The sequence below is a fragment of the Pseudomonas sp. SORGH_AS_0199 genome (genome assembly GCF_031453735.1).
GTDB classification, from domain to species: Bacteria; Pseudomonadota; Gammaproteobacteria; order Pseudomonadales; family Pseudomonadaceae; genus Chryseomonas; species Chryseomonas aestiva.
This window is the reverse complement of sequence record NZ_JAVJAE010000001.1, coordinates 2,742,141-2,756,950: the sequence shown is the minus strand read 5'-3', so window position 1 is coordinate 2,756,950 and position 14,810 is coordinate 2,742,141. Positions and strand designations below refer to the sequence as shown.

Genomic DNA, 14,810 nt, shown 5'->3' with positions numbered 1-14,810 from the left:
GATCGGTATCCACGGCCCGAGCCCTACCTGCAGCCATCAGCCCCTGTCGGGCCAAAGCTCGAAAATGACCGCCAGCTTCCGGCACTTCAGAATCGTGGAGACCCCGTGAAATACATGACGTTAGTGGGAATGACCGTAGTGCTCCTGGGCTGCAGTCATTACTCCAACAGAAGCACCCTGTGCGAGCCGAACCCCCTGGCCGGCGTCGAGTGCCAGCAGCCCAAGGCGCTGAACCAGATCATCGGTGAGAAATATCGCGAGTGGCGGAAATATCAGTGAAGACTTTGGTAGCTTCAAGGGATAGACGTAGGTCTCGGCCGTCATACCGAATCCAGAAACGTTCCTAGTTGGTAGCCCAGCGGGAAGTGAAGCGGCCGTGCCGAGCGTGATCTGGCAGCGTGCCAGCCAGACCGGAGGTTGCCGACTGCGACCTCTAACTGACTGGTGACTCCTTCCCATGGTGGTGAGTGCAACGGCCACCTTCCAATGCCTGATGAACGCCCGCACTTCTGCCGTTTCCGGTTGTCAGACTTCCTCACTTGAAGTGGACCCGTACTAGGCAATCAACATGAATGCGCCTGTGAAAGAACAGAAGGTGATCAATGCGATTGCCATAGGAACCTGCGTCTCAGCAATTGTCTTGCTGTTGAGCTTCGCTGAAGCCACAATCGCAGCCAATAGCTGGGCTCCGCAGCCCGGCACCGAAACTGAAAAGGATATTTCAGTTGCGCTATCAGTTAACAAGGACAGTGACGCTCTTCGAGTCCAGGCCCCACTGCCGGATAAATAACGTCCCGCTGAAATCTGCACTCATTCGTCCAAGGTCGTTAGCTGGCGATCAGGGCTTGCTGGCGCTCACCCTGGGCGCCATGTGTATCGGGCTGGCAACCATCTTTGTGGTGGCCATGGCGGCCTGCTGATGATCACGCACGATTGGTACCGGTAGCCTCAGCGGGCGACTGATCGGTCGTCGACGTTTCGCACGTCCTGACCCCGACCGTCCTGCCTGCTGATCTCAAAAAGGCAGTTCCCCTCGCCCCTACTCAGCTCTCGCTCCCAGGTAGCTACACAATGGTCAGCTTCATTGGGATCGATTGCCATAGAAGGTCAGGCATCGGAGCTGTCTCGAAAGGGTTTCGGAACTCTTCCTTTTTTTTACCTATCCAGCGGGCTTTGAAATCCGACCTTGCAGACAGCAAAAAGCCCCGTAAGAACGGGGCTTCGAAGGTGGCGGAAGCGCAGAGATTCGAACTCTGGGACCCTTGCGAGTCGGCGGTTTTCAAGACCGCTGCCTTAAACCACTCGGCCACACTTCCGTAAGAGGGGCGCATAGTACCTGATGGCAACACACTGTCAAACAGTCGCAAGCGATCCTTAAGCAACATTTGCTATCTTCGGGGTCGTACGGTACATCACACCGTTAATCTAGCTTTGGAGTACACCATGAACGAGCGTCAATACGCCTATAACCCTGCCATCGCGCAACCGCGGGACGTCAGCCGTGTATTGCGCAACACCTATGCCCTGCTGGCCATGACCCTGGCGTTCAGCGGCCTGGTCGCCTTCGTCTCGCAGCAGATGCGGCTGCCCTACCCCAACATCTTTGTCGTCCTGATCGGCTTCTATGGCCTGTTCTTCCTGACCGTGAAGACCCGCGACAGCGGCTGGGGTCTGGTGAGCACCTTCGCCCTGACCGGCTTCATGGGCTACACCTTGGGCCCGATCCTGAACATGTACCTGGGCTTGCCCAACGGGGGCAGCGTGATCGCCTCCGCCGCCGGCATGACCGCCCTGGCCTTCTTCGGTCTGTCGGCCTACGCCCTGATCAGTCGCAAGGACATGAGCTTCCTCAGCGGCTTCCTGATGGCGGGCTTCTGGATCCTGCTGGGCGCCGTGGTGCTGTCCTTCTTCGTCCAGATCAGCGGTCTGCAACTGGCCATCAGTGCGGGCTTCGTGCTGTTCGCCGCCGCGGCCATCCTGCTGCAGACCAGTGCCATCGTGCATGGCGGCGAAGACAACTACATCATGGCTACCATTACCCTGTACGTCTCGATCTACAATATGTTCATCAGCTTGCTGCAGATCTTCGGATTTGCCAGCAGCAACGATTGATCACCAGCGGTAGCCCGAGAGGCCCGCTTCGGCGGGCCTTTTTACATCCATGAAATTTGCCATCGTTGTCCTTTCTCCACCCCAGGCGCCCTCGGCGCGGCGGGCCCTGCGCTTCTGCGAGGCGCTGCTGGCCGAGGGTCACGAGCTGTCGCGCCTGTTTCTCTATCGCGACGGCGTCCATAACGCCTCCCATGCCCTGGTCAGCGGCCAGGACGAATCCGATCTGCCCGCGCGCTGGCGCGAGCTGATCGAACGCCACCAGATCGATGCGGTGGTCTGCATCGCCGCCGCTCTCAAGCGTGGGCTGCTGGACGAGAACGAGGCACGACGCTACGAACGTGAGGGCGCGGTGAACGTGCGTGCGCCCTGGCAGCTGTCCGGCCTTGGCCAACTGCATGAAGCGGTGCAGGACGCCGATCGCCTGCTCTGCTTTGGAGGCGACTAGCATGGCCAAGAGCACCCTCGTCATCTCCCGCCAGCCGGCACTGAGCGGCCCCGGTCCGCGCGAGGCCCTGGATATCGTACTGGCCGGCGGTGCCTTCGAACTGCCCCTGGCGCTGCTGTTCGCCGGTCCTGGCGTGACCCAGTTGCTGGCGACCGACAGCGCTGCCTTGGAGCAAAAGGACCTGAGTGCCAATCTCTCCGCGCTGCCGCTGTTCGGTGTCGAGGCCATCTACGCCGAAGCCACCGCCCTGCAACGCCTGGGCATCACCCCCGCGCAGTTGCCCGCCTGGGTGACGCCCCTGGAGCCCGACGCCCTGGCAGCGCTGATTCATGAATACGACCAGGTGATTTCCATTTGACTACCCTGCACCTGTTTTCCCGCTCGCCGCTGCTGGACGCCGGCGCCCTGGACGGCCTGAGCTGGGTCGGTAGCGAGGACGCCGTTCTGCTCACCGGCGCCGCGGTCGAGGCCCTGCGCCCTGGCAGCGTTGCAGCCGAGTGCCTGGCCCGACTTCCGGCCGAGGCAGCCCTCTATGCCCTGGCGGAGGATGTCCAGGCCCGTCGCCTGCACCCCGAACGAGCCGTGACCCTGATCGACTACCCCACTTTCGTCGACCTGAGCGTGAGCTGCGCCAAGGTCATCAGCTGGACCTGAGCATGCCTCCTCTCGACCTCGACCCCGAAGGCTATCTGCGCGACCTCTCGCAATGGAGTCCGGAAGTGGCCCAGCAACTGGCACTCAAGGAGGGCATCGAGTTGACCGAGCGCCACTGGCAGGTGCTGCAGGCGCTGCGTGACTTCTACGCCCACTTCCAGCTTGCGCCGGCCAATCGGCCGCTGATCAAGTACATTGCCCAGACGCTGGGTCCGGAACTGGGCACCAGTCTGCAGCTCAACCTGCTGTTCAAGGGCGCGCCGGCCAAGCTCGGCGCCAAACTGGCCGGCCTGCCGAAACCGGATAACTGTCTATGACCTTCACCACGCCCGAAGAACATCCCTTCGCCGTCTATGTCCGGGCCTTGGGCAAGGGCAAGCGCGGCGCCCGCAGCCTGACCGAGGCCGAGGCGGAAATGGCCATGGGCCTGATCCTCGACGACCGGGTGACCGATGCCCAGCTCGGTGCCTTTCTCATGCTGCTCAGGCACAAGGAAGAGAGTGCCGAGGAGCTGGCGGGCTTCACCCGCGCCGTCCGCGCGCGGCTGCAGCCGCCAGGCTTCACGGTCGACCTCGACTGGCCCTCCTACGCCGGCAAGAAGCGTCATCTGCCCTGGTACCTGCTGGCGGTGAAATGCCTGGCCGGTAGCGGCGTGCGGGTGGTCATGCATGGCGGCGGTACCCACACCGCGGGCCGACTCTATACCGAACAGTGCCTGGCCGACCTGGGGATGCCGACCGCCACTGACTGGCAGGACGTCGGCGCCCTGCTCGATCGCGATCAGCCGGCCTTCCTGCCGCTGGCCGCCTGGATGCCGGCCCTGCAGCGGATGATCGATCTCAAGGCCGAGCTCGGCCTGCGCTCGCCGATCCATTCCCTGGTACGGCTGCTCAACCCCAGCCAGGCGCGCTGCATCCTGCAGAGCATCTTCCACCCGGGTTACCAGGAGGTGCATCGCGAGGCCAGTCGCCTGCTGGCTGACGACAGCATCGTCATCAAGGGCGAAGGCGGTGAAGTCGAGCGCAATCCCGATGTCATCGCCCATCTCTATGGCACCCGTGCTGGCGAAGCCTGGGACGAAAGCTGGCCGGCGCTGACCGAGCGTCGCCAGGTCAAGCCGGAGCGCCTCGATCCGGCCCTGTTGGCCGCCACCTGGCGAGGTGAAGCGGAAGATCCCTATGGGCGCCTGGCGGTCATCGCCACCCTGGCCGTGGCCTTGCGCGCCCTGGGTCAGGAGCAGGCGAGTGCCCAGAGCGAAGCCGAGCGGCGCTGGGAGGCGCGCGACCGCACGCTCTGACGTCGCCTCAGGAACCCGGAGCGGCTCCCCGGGTTCCTAACCGCAACGCAGCGGAGGATGACGATATGGGCTTGTTGGTCGATGGACAGTGGCAGGACCAGTGGTATGACAATGGCAAGGATGGCCATTTCAAACGGGAAGAAGCCCAGCGTCGCGACTGGATCGCCCGCCCCGAGCAAGCCATTCCGCAAGGCGCCGCACGCCATGCCCCGGAAGCCGGTCGCTACCACCTCTATGTGTCCCTGGCCTGCCCCTGGGCGCACCGCACCCTGATCTATCGCCAGCTCAAGGGCCTCAGAGATCTGATCGGCGTCTCGGTGGTCAGCTGGCTGATGCGTGAGGAAGGCTGGACCTTCGACCTGGCCAGGGGCGCCAGTGGTGACGATCTCTATCACCTCGACCGCCTCTACCAGCTCTATCAGCGCGACCAGGCCGACTACACCGGGCGGGTTACCGTCCCGGTGCTCTGGGATCGCCAGCAAGAGCGCATCGTCAGCAACGAATCCGCCGAGATCATCCGCATGTTCAATGGCGCCCTCGATGACCTGACCGGCAATCGCCTGGATCTGTACCCACAGGCCCTGCGCGGTCGCATCGATGCCCTCAACGACCGTATCTATCCGACGGTCAACAATGGTGTCTACCGGGCCGGTTTCGCCACCACCCAGGAGGCCTACGAAGAGGCCTTCGACGAGGTCTTCGCCACCCTGGACGACCTGGAAAAGCTGCTGCAGACCCAGCGCTATCTCACCGGCGAATGGCTGACCGAAGCCGATTGGCGCCTGTTCACCACCCTGATTCGCTTCGACGCCGTCTATCACGGCCACTTCAAGTGCAACCTGCGGCGCATTCGGGATTATCCGGCGCTACAGGGATGGCTGCGAGAGTTGTATCAGTGGCCGGGGATCGCCGAGACCGTGGACTTCCAGCACATCAAGCACCACTACTACGGCAGTCATGCGCAGATCAACCCGACCGCTATCGTGCCCAAGGGGCCGGCCCTGGAGCTGGACCTTCCCCATGGCCGCGAGGCCCTGAGCAGTGCCGGCATCCAGGGCGCAGCCTGAGATCAGACCGCCGCCTGGTCGCCTTCGAACCAGGCCAGCTTCTCGCGTAGCGCGACCACCTCGCCGACGATCACCAGGGTCGGCGCGTGGACCTCGTGCTCGGCCACCAATTGCGGCAGATCCTGCAGGGTACCGGTGAACACCCGCTGATTGAGCGTGGTGCCCTGTTGCACCAGCGCCGCCGGCGTTGCCGGATCCTTGCCATGGGCAGTGAGTTGCGCGCAGATGGTCGGCAGCCCCACCAGGCCCATGTAGAACACCAGGGTCTGTCCCGGCGCCACGAGATCGGTCCAGGGCAAATCGGCCGAGCCGTCCTTGAGATGGCCGGTAACGAAGCGCACCGACTGGGCATGGTCTCTGTGGGTCAGGGGAATGCCGGCATAGGCGGCACAACCACTGGCCGCGGTGATGCCCGGCACCACCTGGAAGGGAATGCCTTCGGCTGCCAGTTCTTCGATTTCTTCGCCACCGCGGCCGAAGATGAAGGGATCACCTCCCTTCAGCCGTAGCACCCGCTTGCCCTCCCGGGCCAGCTTGACCAGCAGGCGATTGAGATCGTCCTGGGGCACCGCATGCTCGGCGCGCCGCTTGCCGACATAGATGCGATCGGCATCGCGGCGGCACATGTCGAGGATGGTCGGCGCCACCAGGCGATCGTAGAGCACCACGTCAGCCTGCTGCATCAGCCGCAGGGCGCGGAAGGTCAGCAGGTCCGGATCACCGGGACCGGCGCCGACCAGATAGACTTCGCCGCGAAAGGTAGCCGTTTCGCTGCTCAGCTTGGCTTCCAGCAGTTGCTCGGCAGCCTGGGGCTGGCCGGAAAAGACCTTTTCCGCGACCTCGCCCTGGAACACCTCTTCCCAGAAGATCCGCCGCGCCTGCAGATCGGCGAAGCGGGTCTTCACCCGGGCGCGAAAGCGCTGGGCCAGTTGTGCCAGCTGGCCATAGGTCGCTGGAATCCAGCTCTCCAGCTTGGCGCGCACCAGGCGCGCCAGCACCGGGGCGTCACCGCCGCTGGAAATGGCGATCACCAGGGGCGAGCGATCGACGATGGCCGGGAAGATCACGGTGCACAGCTTGGGCGCATCCACCACGTTGACCGGCAGGCCCAGGGCCTGGGCGTCGTGGGACACGGTCTCGTTGACCTCGTCATCGTCGGTGGCCGCAATCACCAGGCAATGCCCGGCGAGATGGCCAGCCGCATAGCGCTCGACCCGGCAACTGCCGCCCCGCGCCTCGACGAAGGCACGTACCTCCGGCTCGATTTCCGGCGCCACCAGGGTGATGCGTGCGCCGGCTTCGGCCAGCAGCACGCTCTTGCGCAAGGCGATATCGCCCCCGCCGATCACCAGTACCGGACGACCATCGAGCTTGTGGAAGAGCGGCAGGTAATCCATCAGCCGATGACCTCGAGGCCACCCATGTAGGGCTTGAGCACCTCGGGGACGCGGATGCTGCCGTCGGCCTGCTGATAGTTCTCCAGCACGGCGACCAGCGTACGACCCACGGCCAGGCCGGAGCCGTTGAGGGTGTGCACCAACTCGGGCTTGCCCTCGGCGTTGCGGTAGCGGGCCTGCATGCGGCGCGCCTGGAAGTCACCGCAGTTGGAGCAGGACGAGATCTCGCGATACTTGCCTTGGCTCGGCACCCAGACTTCCAGGTCGTAGGTCTTGGTGGCGCCGAAACCCATGTCGCCGGTGCACAGTGACAGCACCCGGTAGGGCAGTTCCAGCCGCTGCAGCACGGTCTCGGCGTGGCCGGTCAGCTCTTCCAGGGCCTGGAAGGAGGTGCTCGGCTCGACGATATGGACCATCTCCACCTTATCGAACTGGTGCTGACGGATCATGCCGCGGGTGTCGCGACCCGAGGCCCCGGCTTCGCTGCGGAAGCACGGGGTATGGGCGGTGAACTTCAGCGGCAGGCGCTTGGCATCGAGGATCTGGCCGGCGACCAGATTGGTCAGGGTCACCTCGGCGGTGGGGATCAGGTAGAGATCACTCTCGCCTTCGCGGCCGATCTTGAACAGGTCTTCCTCGAACTTGGGCAGCTGACCGGTGCCCTGCAGGGTCTCGGCCTGCACCAGATAGGGGGTATAGGTCTCTTCGTAGCCATGCTCACCGGTGTGCAGGTTGAGCATGAACTGCGCCAGGGCACGGTGCAGACGCGCGATGGGGCCGCGCATCACGGCGAAGCGGGCGCCGGAGAACCGTGCAGCGGTCTCGAAATCCAGCCAGCCGTGGGTCTCGCCCAGGGCAACGTGGTCCTTGATCTCGAAATCGAAGTCGCGCGGTGTACCCCAGCGACGGACCTCGACATTGTCGTCTTCGTCCTTGCCGACCGGCACCGAGGCGTCGGGCAGGTTGGGCAGGCCCAGCAGCAGGGCATCCAGTTCGCCCTGGACCAGATCCAGCTCGCGCTTGGCTTCTTCCAGTTCACTGCCCATGCGATCGACCTCGGCCAGCAGCGGCGCGATGTCCTCACCACGCGCCTTGGCCTGGCCGATCCCCTTGGAGCGGGCATTACGCTCGGCCTGCAGGGTCTCGGTGCGGGTCTGCACGGCCTTGCGACGGGCTTCCAGCGACTCCACCAGGCTGACGTCGAGAACGTAGCCACGGGTCGCCAGACGTGCGGCCACCTCCTCGGTTTGGGTGCGAACCAGTTTCGAATCAAGCATGTCCGTGTCTCTTGCTTAGGAATGGGGGCAGCCGCGCGGGCGGGGTGTCAGGAACGCGGTCGGCGCTGGCGCGGGCTGGACCGGTCGAGGTCCGCCAAGTGCTGCAGTTTATCGCGGATCTTCAGCTCCAGCCCACGGGGAACCGGCTCATAGTAGCGGCGCGGCTCGAGTTCTTCGGGAAAGTAGTCCTCACCCGCGGCATAGGCTTCGGGCTCATCGTGGGCATAGCGGTATTCGTCGCCATAGCCGAGGTTCTTCATCAGCTTGGTCGGCGCATTGCGCAGGTGCAGTGGCACCTCGCGCGAGCCGTTCTGGCGCACGTCGGCCAGGGCGGCCTTGTAGCCCATATAGACGGCGTTACTCTTGGGCGCGCAGGCCAGATAGACGATCGCCTGGGCGATGGCCAGCTCGCCTTCCGGACTACCCAGGCGCTCCTGGACATCCCAGGCGTCCAGGCACAGGCTCAGGGCGCGCGGATCGGCGTTGCCGATGTCTTCGCTGGCCATCCGCACCACGCGCCGGGCGATGTACAGCGCATCGCAGCCGCCGTCGATCATCCGGGCGAACCAGTAGAGGGCGCCATCGGGATTGGAGCCGCGCACCGACTTGTGCAACGCGGAGATCTGGTCGTAGAAGGCTTCGCCGCCCTTGTCGAAGCGGCGGCGCTGATCGCCCAGCAGACTCTGGAACAGTTCGGCGTCCAGGACGCCACCGTCCTCGGCCAGGTCCGCGGCATTCTCCAGCAGATTGAGCAGCCGCCGGCCATCGCCGTCGGCGGCGGCCAGCAGCAGCGCCAGGGCGTCGTCCGGCAGACTCAGCCGTCGCTCACCCAGCCCCTTGGCACTGGTCAGAGCCCGGCGTGCCAGGCCGCCGAGGGCCTCGTCGTCCAGACTCTTGAGCACATAGACCCGCGCCCGCGAGAGCAGCGCGTTATTGAGCTCGAAGGAGGGATTTTCAGTGGTCGCCCCGATGAAGATCAGGGTGCCGTCTTCGACATAGGGCAGGAAGGCATCCTGCTGCGACTTGTTGAAGCGATGCACCTCGTCGACGAAGAGGATGGTGCGGCGGCGATACTGGGCGGCCTGCTGCTTGGCCACCTCCACCGCATGGCGGATCTCCTTGACCCCGGAAAGCACCGCCGAGAGCGTTTCGAAATGGGCATCGGAAACCTGGGCCAGCAGCCGCGCCAGGGTGGTCTTGCCCACCCCTGGCGGCCCCCAGAAGATCATCGAATGCAGCGCGCCCTGCTCCAGCGCCTCGCGCAGAGGTTTGCCCCGCGCCAGCAGGTGTTGCTGACCCGCGTATTCATCGAGGCTCGCGGGACGCATGCGGGCAGCCAAGGGCTGCCCGACGGGTGCGCTGCTGAAGAGATCCATGGGGTGCGATCACTCCTGGATGACGTCGGCTCCCTTGGGCACCTGGAAGGTGAACTGGGACGCGGCCACCGGCTCGTTGAGCTTGACGTTGAAGAAAAGGATGTTGGTTCTCTGACCGGCACCGTCGATCAACTGCATGTCGTTGATCACGCCGTTGCGGAACGACAGCCGCAGGCTGTCGAACAGGGTGTCCTTGGTCTTGGGCTTGAGCACGAAGTCGACGACGTTGCCGGCATCCTTGCTGGTGACGTCGAAGCTGCTTTCGATCTTGGAAATGTCACCCGACAAGAGCAACGCCGGCGTCTGGGTCAGGCGCAGGTCCAGCTTGCGGATGGTGACCTGTTCCAGGTCCGGATCGTACAGCCAGACCTGCTTGCCGTCGGACACCAGCAGCTGCTCCTGGGGCGCATCGGAATGCCAGCGGAACAACCCGGGACGCTTGAGGCTCATGTTGCCGGCGGTTTCCTGCAGGCGAGTACCCGAACCATCCAGGGTCAGCTGCGAAAAGCGCGCGGTCAGGGTCTGGGCCTTGTCCAGCAGTTGCGACAGGCGACCCACCGACGCCTGGTCGGCATGGGCGGAAAAGCTTACGGCGGCCAGGGCGGCCAGGGCGAAGCAACGCAGCTTGTGCATCGAGGTCCTCATGGATGTCAGTCTCTCACCGGGGCAGGCGCTGTGACCTCGCGCGAGCCGTTGGTGTTCATGGGCGATACGACACCGGCCATTTCCATGGTTTCGATCATCCGTGCCGCCCGGTTGTAACCGATCTTGAGCTTGCGCTGGACCGCGGAGATCGAGGCCCGACGACTCTCGGTGACGAAGCGCACGGCCTCGTCATAGAGCGGATCGTCCTCGTCGCTGTCGCCACCCTCGCCGCTGCCGCCGTCGAAGCCCGCACCACCGCCCTCGTCCGGACCGCTGAGGATGTCTTCGATGTAGTCGGGGGCGCCGCGCTCCTTCCAGGCCTCGACGACGCGATGGACCTCGTCGTCGGACACGAAGGCGCCATGGACGCGGATCGGCAGGCCGGTACCCGGCGGCAGATAGAGCATGTCACCGTGCCCGAGCAACTGTTCGGCGCCGCCCTGGTCGAGAATGGTCCGGGAGTCGATCTTGCTCGACACCTGGAAGGCCATCCGCGTCGGGATGTTGGCCTTGATCAGACCGGTGATGACGTCCACCGAGGGCCGCTGGGTAGCCAGGATCAGATGGATGCCGGCCGCCCGCGCCTTCTGCGCGATCCGCGCGATCAGCTCTTCGACCTTCTTGCCGACGATCATCATCATGTCGGCGAATTCGTCCACCACCACCACGATGGTCGGCAGCGTCTTCAGCAGCGGTGCCTCGTCGTCCATGCTCTCGCGACGATAGAGCGGATCGGTCAGCGGCGTACCCGCGTCCTCGGCGTCCTTCACCTTGCGGTTGAAGCCGGCCAGGTTACGTACGCCCATGGCCGCCATCAGCTTGTAGCGCCGCTCCATCTCCGCCACGCTCCAGCGCAGGGCGTTGGCGGCCTCCTTCATGTCGGTGACCACCGGACACAGCAGGTGTGGAATGCCCTCGTAGATCGAGAGCTCCAGCATCTTGGGATCGATCATGATCAGGCGAGCGTCTTCCGGGCTCGACTTGAACAGGATCGACAGGAGCATGGCGTTCACGCCCACCGACTTACCGGAACCCGTGGTACCGGCCACCAGCAGGTGCGGCATCTTCGCCAGGTCGGTGATAACCGGCTTGCCACCGATGTCATGACCCAGGGCCAGGGTGACGGGCGACTTGGCCGCCGCGTACTCGGGCGATTCGAGGACCTCGGAGAAGCGCACCATCTGGCGATCCTCGTTGGGGATCTCGATACCCACGGTGGTCTTGCCGGGAATGACTTCCACCACCCGGACACTGAACACGGCGAGCGAACGCGCCAGGTCCTTGGCCAGGTTGGAAATGCGGCTGACCTTGACGCCGGCCGCCGGCTGAATCTCGAAGCGGGTGATCACCGGACCGGGATGCACGCTCTCCACGATGACCTCGACACCAAACTCCTTGAGCTTGACCTCGAGCAGGCGCGACATGTTCTCGAGGAATTCCGGCGAATAGCTCTGCTGTTTCTTCTCCGCGCGATCCAGGATCGACAGCGGCGGCAGGGTACCTTCCAGATCCGCGTCGACCCGGACCACGACAGCCGCGGGCGAATAGGACGCCGCAGCCGGTACAGGCGCCGCCTTGCGCGGCGGCGGCGTGGGCATGGCGACACTGGCCGGCGCTGGGACAGGCGCGGCAGCCACAGGCGCGGACTCGGGTGCTTCGGCGACAAAGCGACTGGGCGCGGGCATCTCGATGCGCGGCGCAGCACGCTCCACCCGTGGCGGCGGCGCGACATCGAGCAGATCGTCGAGGTCTTCATCGGCGACGGGAATCGGTACCTCGCGGGCCTTGCTCTTGCGCGCAACCGGCGGCGACACCGGCTCGTCGAAGACGTCAAGTTCCGGAGCCTGACGGCGACCGCCGGCCAGGCGGCTGAAGCCACCCTGCACCAGGTCCAGCAAGTCGAGTACGACCTTACCGGTGAAATCCATCACCTTGAACCAGGACAGATCGGTGAAGACTGTCAATCCCAGCAGGAAGAGCGCGAGGAACAGCAGCGTGCTGCCCTGGACATTGAGGGCGGCGACCGACAGCTGCCCCAGGCTCTCGCCCAGCGCGCCGCCAGCGGACGCCGGCAGCGCCGAGACCGCATGGAAATGGATATAGGCCAGTACCGAACCCGAGATCACCAGCAGGACCAGACCGGTCAGCCGCCAGGAAAACAGCCAGCCGCTCCACTCCCAGGGCAGGTGCCGTTTGCGGAAGATCTGCCAGGTCTTGACGGCGAGCAGGACGGGGAACACGAAGGCAAAGTAGCCGAGTGCCATGAACAGCACGTCGGCCAGCCAGGCGCCGGCGCGGCCTGCGGTGTTATGGACCTGATCGATGCGGCTGGTGTGGGTCCAGCCCGGATCGGAGGGGTCGTAGCTCAGCAGAGCCATGAGCAGATACAGGCACAAGGCGGCCAGTGCGATGAGCACCACCTCCTTGAGACGATAATGCAGATGCTCACGCCATTGGTTGACGTGGCTGACAGAACTGGATTGCTTCAAGCGCGCTTTTCCCGCACACGGAACGTGTGACCGTGAATCAAAAACAGTGCGCCATTCTAGATCGCCCGGGCCCTGCTTCTACAGTCCCGCGGCGAAACATGGCACGATAGCGGACGGCCGTACCGGAACCGCCTTCAGGCACAACATTGGAGCATTCTTTCGTTGTCCTGACAAAGAGTTATGACGATTTCTTGAGCTTGTTACGCACAAGCCGCACCCCTTCGGCTCCACCCATCAGAAGGCGCCCTCCCCTACCATGGTGAAATGGCTGACCCGCGCAAGCCCTGACTTCCCGCCCCTGCAGCAGGCGCTGCGCGAACCCAACGGCCTCCTGGCCATCGGTGGCGACCTGAGCGCGGCACGCCTGATCGGCGCCTATCGTCACGGCTGCTTTCCCTGGTACCAGGCCGGTCAGCCCTTGCTCTGGTGGTCGCCGGATCCCCGCACGGTACTGTTCCCGCCGGACCTGCACGTCTCCCGCAGCCTGGCGAAGACGCTGCGCAAGACGCCGCTGCGCGTCACCTATGATCAGGCCTTCGCCAGGGTAATCCAGGCCTGCGCCGGTCCGCGACGCGATGCCGACGGCACCTGGATCACCGTGGAGATGCGCCAGGCCTACCAGGAGCTGCACGCCCAGGGTTGGGCTCATTCCGTGGAAGTCTGGGACGGCGACCAGCTTGTCGGCGGTCTCTACGGCATCGCCATGGGCAAGCTGTTCTTTGGCGAGTCCATGTTCAGCCACGCTGACAACGCTTCCAAGATCGGCTTCGTGACCCTGGTACGGGACCTGGCCGCCTGGGGCTTCGTGATGATCGACTGCCAGATGCAAACCGCGCACCTGGAGAGTCTCGGCGCGAGCAGTCTCTCTCGGGAACGCTTTGCTGAATACCTGGCCAAATACCTGGATCAGGCCAGCATGGCCGCCTGGCCTACCTTCCACGGGTGACTTACACTCAAGCCAGGCTTATGTAGAGATTCGACATGACCGAGCTGGCGAGACTCAAGTTTTACGCAACCCAGCCTCACGCTTGCAGTTACCTGTCCAACGAGCAGGCGACCACGCTGTTTCTCGACCCCTCGCAGCCCATGAACGGTCAGATCTACGCCGAGTTGTCCGAACTGGGCTTCCGCCGCAGCGGCGATCACCTCTACCGCCCCCACTGCCAGCTCTGCAAAGCCTGCGTTCCCGCCCGCATCCCCGTCGCTCGCTTTCGCCCCAGCCGCAAGCAGACGCGCGTACTCAAGCGCAATCTCGACATCAGGGTTACGCGCTGCGACCCGGGTTTCACTGAAGAGCGCTATCAGCTCTACGCCCGCTATATCAGCGAACGCCACGCCGACGGCGACATGTTCCCGCCGAGCCGCGGCCAGTTCTCCACCTTCCTGGTCAGCCACCTGCCCTACGCCTTCTTCTACGAGATGCGGGTGGAAGACCGCCTGATCGGCATCGCGGTGACCGATGTGCTGCCCAACGGCATGTCGGCGGTCTACACCTTCTACGACCCTAGCGAAGAGAAGCGCAGCCTGGGTGTATTCGGCATCCTCTGGCAGGTCGCCGAAACCCGCCGCCTCGGTCTCGATGCGGTTTATCTCGGCTACTGGATCAAAGGGTGTCGCAAGATGTCTTATAAGACCGAGTATCGCCCCATTGAGCTCTTCGTCAATCAGCGCTGGGTTGCCCTAGCCTGACGAAATAGCGCTTTTTCTGAATTTCTGTCAGAATATGGGCCTTTTTCGCCCGGACTGCTCTGGGCCTATCTTGTCACCGAGGGCTTTTCTATATATGTCGAAAGAAGACAGCTTCGAAATGGAAGGTACTGTCGTCGACACCCTTCCCAACACCATGTTTCGCGTGGAGTTGGAAAATGGGCACGTCGTCACCGCGCACATCTCCGGAAAGATGCGTAAGAACTACATCCGCATCCTGACCGGCGACAAGGTTCGCGTGGAGCTGACGCCTTACGATCTGAGCAAGGGCCGGATCACTTACCGCGCGCGTTAAGCGAATCCTTTCATGAAAAAGCCCGGCTATGCCGGGCTTTTTCATGAGC

General features: G+C 64.0%; 17 protein-coding genes and 1 tRNA gene. 12 read left to right on the top strand and 6 right to left on the bottom strand.

Annotated elements, in window-relative coordinates; translation table 11 throughout:
- Positions 1 to 129 precede the first annotated feature (129 nt).
- Positions 130 to 279: a hypothetical protein gene (locus QE444_RS12995; RefSeq protein ID WP_183630230.1), complete on the top strand. Its 150-nt coding sequence runs from the start codon at positions 130 to 132 to the stop codon at positions 277 to 279.
- A 289-nt stretch (positions 280 to 568) separates the two neighbouring features.
- A complete protein-coding gene (locus QE444_RS12990; RefSeq protein ID WP_285387872.1) occupies positions 569 to 790 on the top strand; it encodes a hypothetical protein in 222 nt (73 codons plus the stop codon).
- 438 nt (positions 791 to 1,228) lie between these two features.
- Here the strand turns inward: QE444_RS12990 and QE444_RS12985 are convergent.
- A tRNA-Ser gene (locus QE444_RS12985) sits at positions 1,229 to 1,316 on the bottom strand.
- Between the two features lie 127 nt (positions 1,317 to 1,443).
- On the opposite strand from QE444_RS12985, the gene QE444_RS12980 reads away from it, so the two are divergent.
- The 7 genes from QE444_RS12980 to QE444_RS12950 all read left to right on the top strand — a co-directional run bounded on the left by QE444_RS12980 (position 1,444) and on the right by QE444_RS12950 (position 5,575).
- Positions 1,444 to 2,112, top strand: a complete 669-nt coding sequence (locus QE444_RS12980; protein WP_133859212.1) for a Bax inhibitor-1/YccA family protein — start codon at positions 1,444 to 1,446, stop codon at positions 2,110 to 2,112.
- Positions 2,113 to 2,161: 49 nt separating this feature from the next.
- On the top strand, positions 2,162 to 2,557 hold the full coding sequence (gene tusD, locus QE444_RS12975) for a sulfurtransferase complex subunit TusD (protein WP_187979153.1): 396 nt from the start codon (positions 2,162 to 2,164) through the stop codon (positions 2,555 to 2,557).
- 1 nt (position 2,558) lies between these two features.
- Positions 2,559 to 2,915: a sulfurtransferase complex subunit TusC gene (tusC, locus tag QE444_RS12970; RefSeq protein WP_309738946.1), complete on the top strand. Its 357-nt coding sequence runs from the start codon at positions 2,559 to 2,561 to the stop codon at positions 2,913 to 2,915.
- Positions 2,912 to 3,211, top strand: coding sequence for a sulfurtransferase complex subunit TusB (gene tusB, locus QE444_RS12965; protein ID WP_273861734.1), 300 nt, complete (start codon positions 2,912 to 2,914; stop codon positions 3,209 to 3,211). Before tusC ends, tusB begins: the two co-directional genes overlap by 4 nt.
- A gap of 2 nt (positions 3,212 to 3,213) precedes the next feature.
- Positions 3,214 to 3,528 (top strand): TusE/DsrC/DsvC family sulfur relay protein, encoded by a 315-nt coding sequence (locus QE444_RS12960; protein ID WP_309738944.1) that lies wholly within the window; start codon positions 3,214 to 3,216, stop codon positions 3,526 to 3,528.
- Entirely contained in the window at positions 3,525 to 4,508 is a 984-nt protein-coding gene (locus tag QE444_RS12955) for a glycosyl transferase family protein (protein WP_285387904.1), read from the top strand. Before QE444_RS12960 ends, QE444_RS12955 begins: the two co-directional genes overlap by 4 nt.
- 65 nt (positions 4,509 to 4,573) lie before the next feature.
- Positions 4,574 to 5,575 carry a glutathione S-transferase family protein gene (locus QE444_RS12950; RefSeq protein ID WP_309738940.1) on the top strand — a complete coding sequence of 334 codons (1,002 nt, stop codon included), beginning with the start codon at positions 4,574 to 4,576 and terminating at the stop codon, positions 5,573 to 5,575.
- 2 nt (positions 5,576 to 5,577) lie between these two features.
- Here QE444_RS12950 and cysG read toward each other — a convergent pair whose 3' ends face one another.
- From cysG to QE444_RS12925, 5 genes are read right to left on the bottom strand one after another with little or no spacing between them, the layout of a single operon-like run.
- Positions 5,578 to 6,972 carry a siroheme synthase CysG gene (gene cysG / locus QE444_RS12945; protein ID WP_309738939.1) on the bottom strand — a complete coding sequence of 465 codons (1,395 nt, stop codon included), beginning with the start codon at positions 6,970 to 6,972 and terminating at the stop codon, positions 5,578 to 5,580.
- Positions 6,972 to 8,249 carry a serine--tRNA ligase gene (gene serS / locus QE444_RS12940; protein ID WP_017641767.1) on the bottom strand — a complete coding sequence of 426 codons (1,278 nt, stop codon included), beginning with the start codon at positions 8,247 to 8,249 and terminating at the stop codon, positions 6,972 to 6,974. The genes cysG and serS overlap by 1 nt, the downstream gene beginning before the upstream one ends.
- 47 nt (positions 8,250 to 8,296) lie before the next feature.
- On the bottom strand, positions 8,297 to 9,625 hold the full coding sequence (locus tag QE444_RS12935; protein ID WP_285387913.1) for a replication-associated recombination protein A: 1,329 nt from the start codon (positions 9,623 to 9,625) through the stop codon (positions 8,297 to 8,299).
- A gap of 9 nt (positions 9,626 to 9,634) precedes the next feature.
- A complete protein-coding gene (lolA, locus tag QE444_RS12930; RefSeq protein ID WP_007162303.1) occupies positions 9,635 to 10,258 on the bottom strand; it encodes an outer membrane lipoprotein chaperone LolA in 624 nt (207 codons plus the stop codon).
- A 17-nt stretch (positions 10,259 to 10,275) separates the two neighbouring features.
- A complete protein-coding gene (locus tag QE444_RS12925; RefSeq protein WP_187979144.1) occupies positions 10,276 to 12,759 on the bottom strand; it encodes a DNA translocase FtsK in 2,484 nt (827 codons plus the stop codon).
- A 256-nt stretch (positions 12,760 to 13,015) separates the two neighbouring features.
- Between QE444_RS12925 and aat the strand changes: the two genes are divergently transcribed.
- The 3 genes from aat to infA all read left to right on the top strand — a co-directional run bounded on the left by aat (position 13,016) and on the right by infA (position 14,761).
- Complete coding sequence (aat, locus tag QE444_RS12920) at positions 13,016 to 13,705, top strand: leucyl/phenylalanyl-tRNA--protein transferase (protein WP_158895064.1); 690 nt, start codon at positions 13,016 to 13,018, stop codon at positions 13,703 to 13,705.
- Positions 13,706 to 13,740: 35 nt separating this feature from the next.
- Positions 13,741 to 14,448, top strand: coding sequence for an arginyltransferase (locus QE444_RS12915; RefSeq protein WP_133859225.1), 708 nt, complete (start codon positions 13,741 to 13,743; stop codon positions 14,446 to 14,448).
- A 94-nt stretch (positions 14,449 to 14,542) separates the two neighbouring features.
- Positions 14,543 to 14,761 carry a translation initiation factor IF-1 gene (infA, locus tag QE444_RS12910; protein ID WP_002553999.1) on the top strand — a complete coding sequence of 73 codons (219 nt, stop codon included), beginning with the start codon at positions 14,543 to 14,545 and terminating at the stop codon, positions 14,759 to 14,761.
- The last annotated feature ends 49 nt before the right edge of the window (positions 14,762 to 14,810 follow it).

Excerpts from the sequence above, each read along its gene's own strand:
- QE444_RS12995 (WP_183630230.1), top strand. The coding sequence starts at position 130 with ATGACCGTAGTGCTCCTGGGCTGCAGTCATTACTCCAACAGAAGCACC.
- QE444_RS12990 (WP_285387872.1), top strand. The coding sequence starts at position 569 with ATGAATGCGCCTGTGAAAGAACAGAAGGTGATCAATGCGATTGCCATA.
- QE444_RS12980 (WP_133859212.1), top strand. The coding sequence starts at position 1,444 with ATGAACGAGCGTCAATACGCCTATAACCCTGCCATCGCGCAACCGCGG.
- tusD (WP_187979153.1), top strand. The coding sequence starts at position 2,162 with ATGAAATTTGCCATCGTTGTCCTTTCTCCACCCCAGGCGCCCTCGGCG.
- tusC (WP_309738946.1), top strand. The coding sequence starts at position 2,559 with ATGGCCAAGAGCACCCTCGTCATCTCCCGCCAGCCGGCACTGAGCGGC.
- QE444_RS12960 (WP_309738944.1), top strand. The coding sequence starts at position 3,214 with ATGCCTCCTCTCGACCTCGACCCCGAAGGCTATCTGCGCGACCTCTCG.
- QE444_RS12955 (WP_285387904.1), top strand. The coding sequence starts at position 3,525 with ATGACCTTCACCACGCCCGAAGAACATCCCTTCGCCGTCTATGTCCGG.
- QE444_RS12950 (WP_309738940.1), top strand. The coding sequence starts at position 4,574 with ATGGGCTTGTTGGTCGATGGACAGTGGCAGGACCAGTGGTATGACAAT.
- cysG (WP_309738939.1), bottom strand. The coding sequence starts at position 6,972 with ATGGATTACCTGCCGCTCTTCCACAAGCTCGATGGTCGTCCGGTACTG.
- serS (WP_017641767.1), bottom strand. The coding sequence starts at position 8,249 with ATGCTTGATTCGAAACTGGTTCGCACCCAAACCGAGGAGGTGGCCGCA.
- QE444_RS12935 (WP_285387913.1), bottom strand. The coding sequence starts at position 9,625 with ATGGATCTCTTCAGCAGCGCACCCGTCGGGCAGCCCTTGGCTGCCCGC.
- lolA (WP_007162303.1), bottom strand. The coding sequence starts at position 10,258 with ATGCACAAGCTGCGTTGCTTCGCCCTGGCCGCCCTGGCCGCCGTAAGC.
- aat (WP_158895064.1), top strand. The coding sequence starts at position 13,016 with ATGGTGAAATGGCTGACCCGCGCAAGCCCTGACTTCCCGCCCCTGCAG.
- QE444_RS12915 (WP_133859225.1), top strand. The coding sequence starts at position 13,741 with ATGACCGAGCTGGCGAGACTCAAGTTTTACGCAACCCAGCCTCACGCT.
- infA (WP_002553999.1), top strand. The coding sequence starts at position 14,543 with ATGTCGAAAGAAGACAGCTTCGAAATGGAAGGTACTGTCGTCGACACC.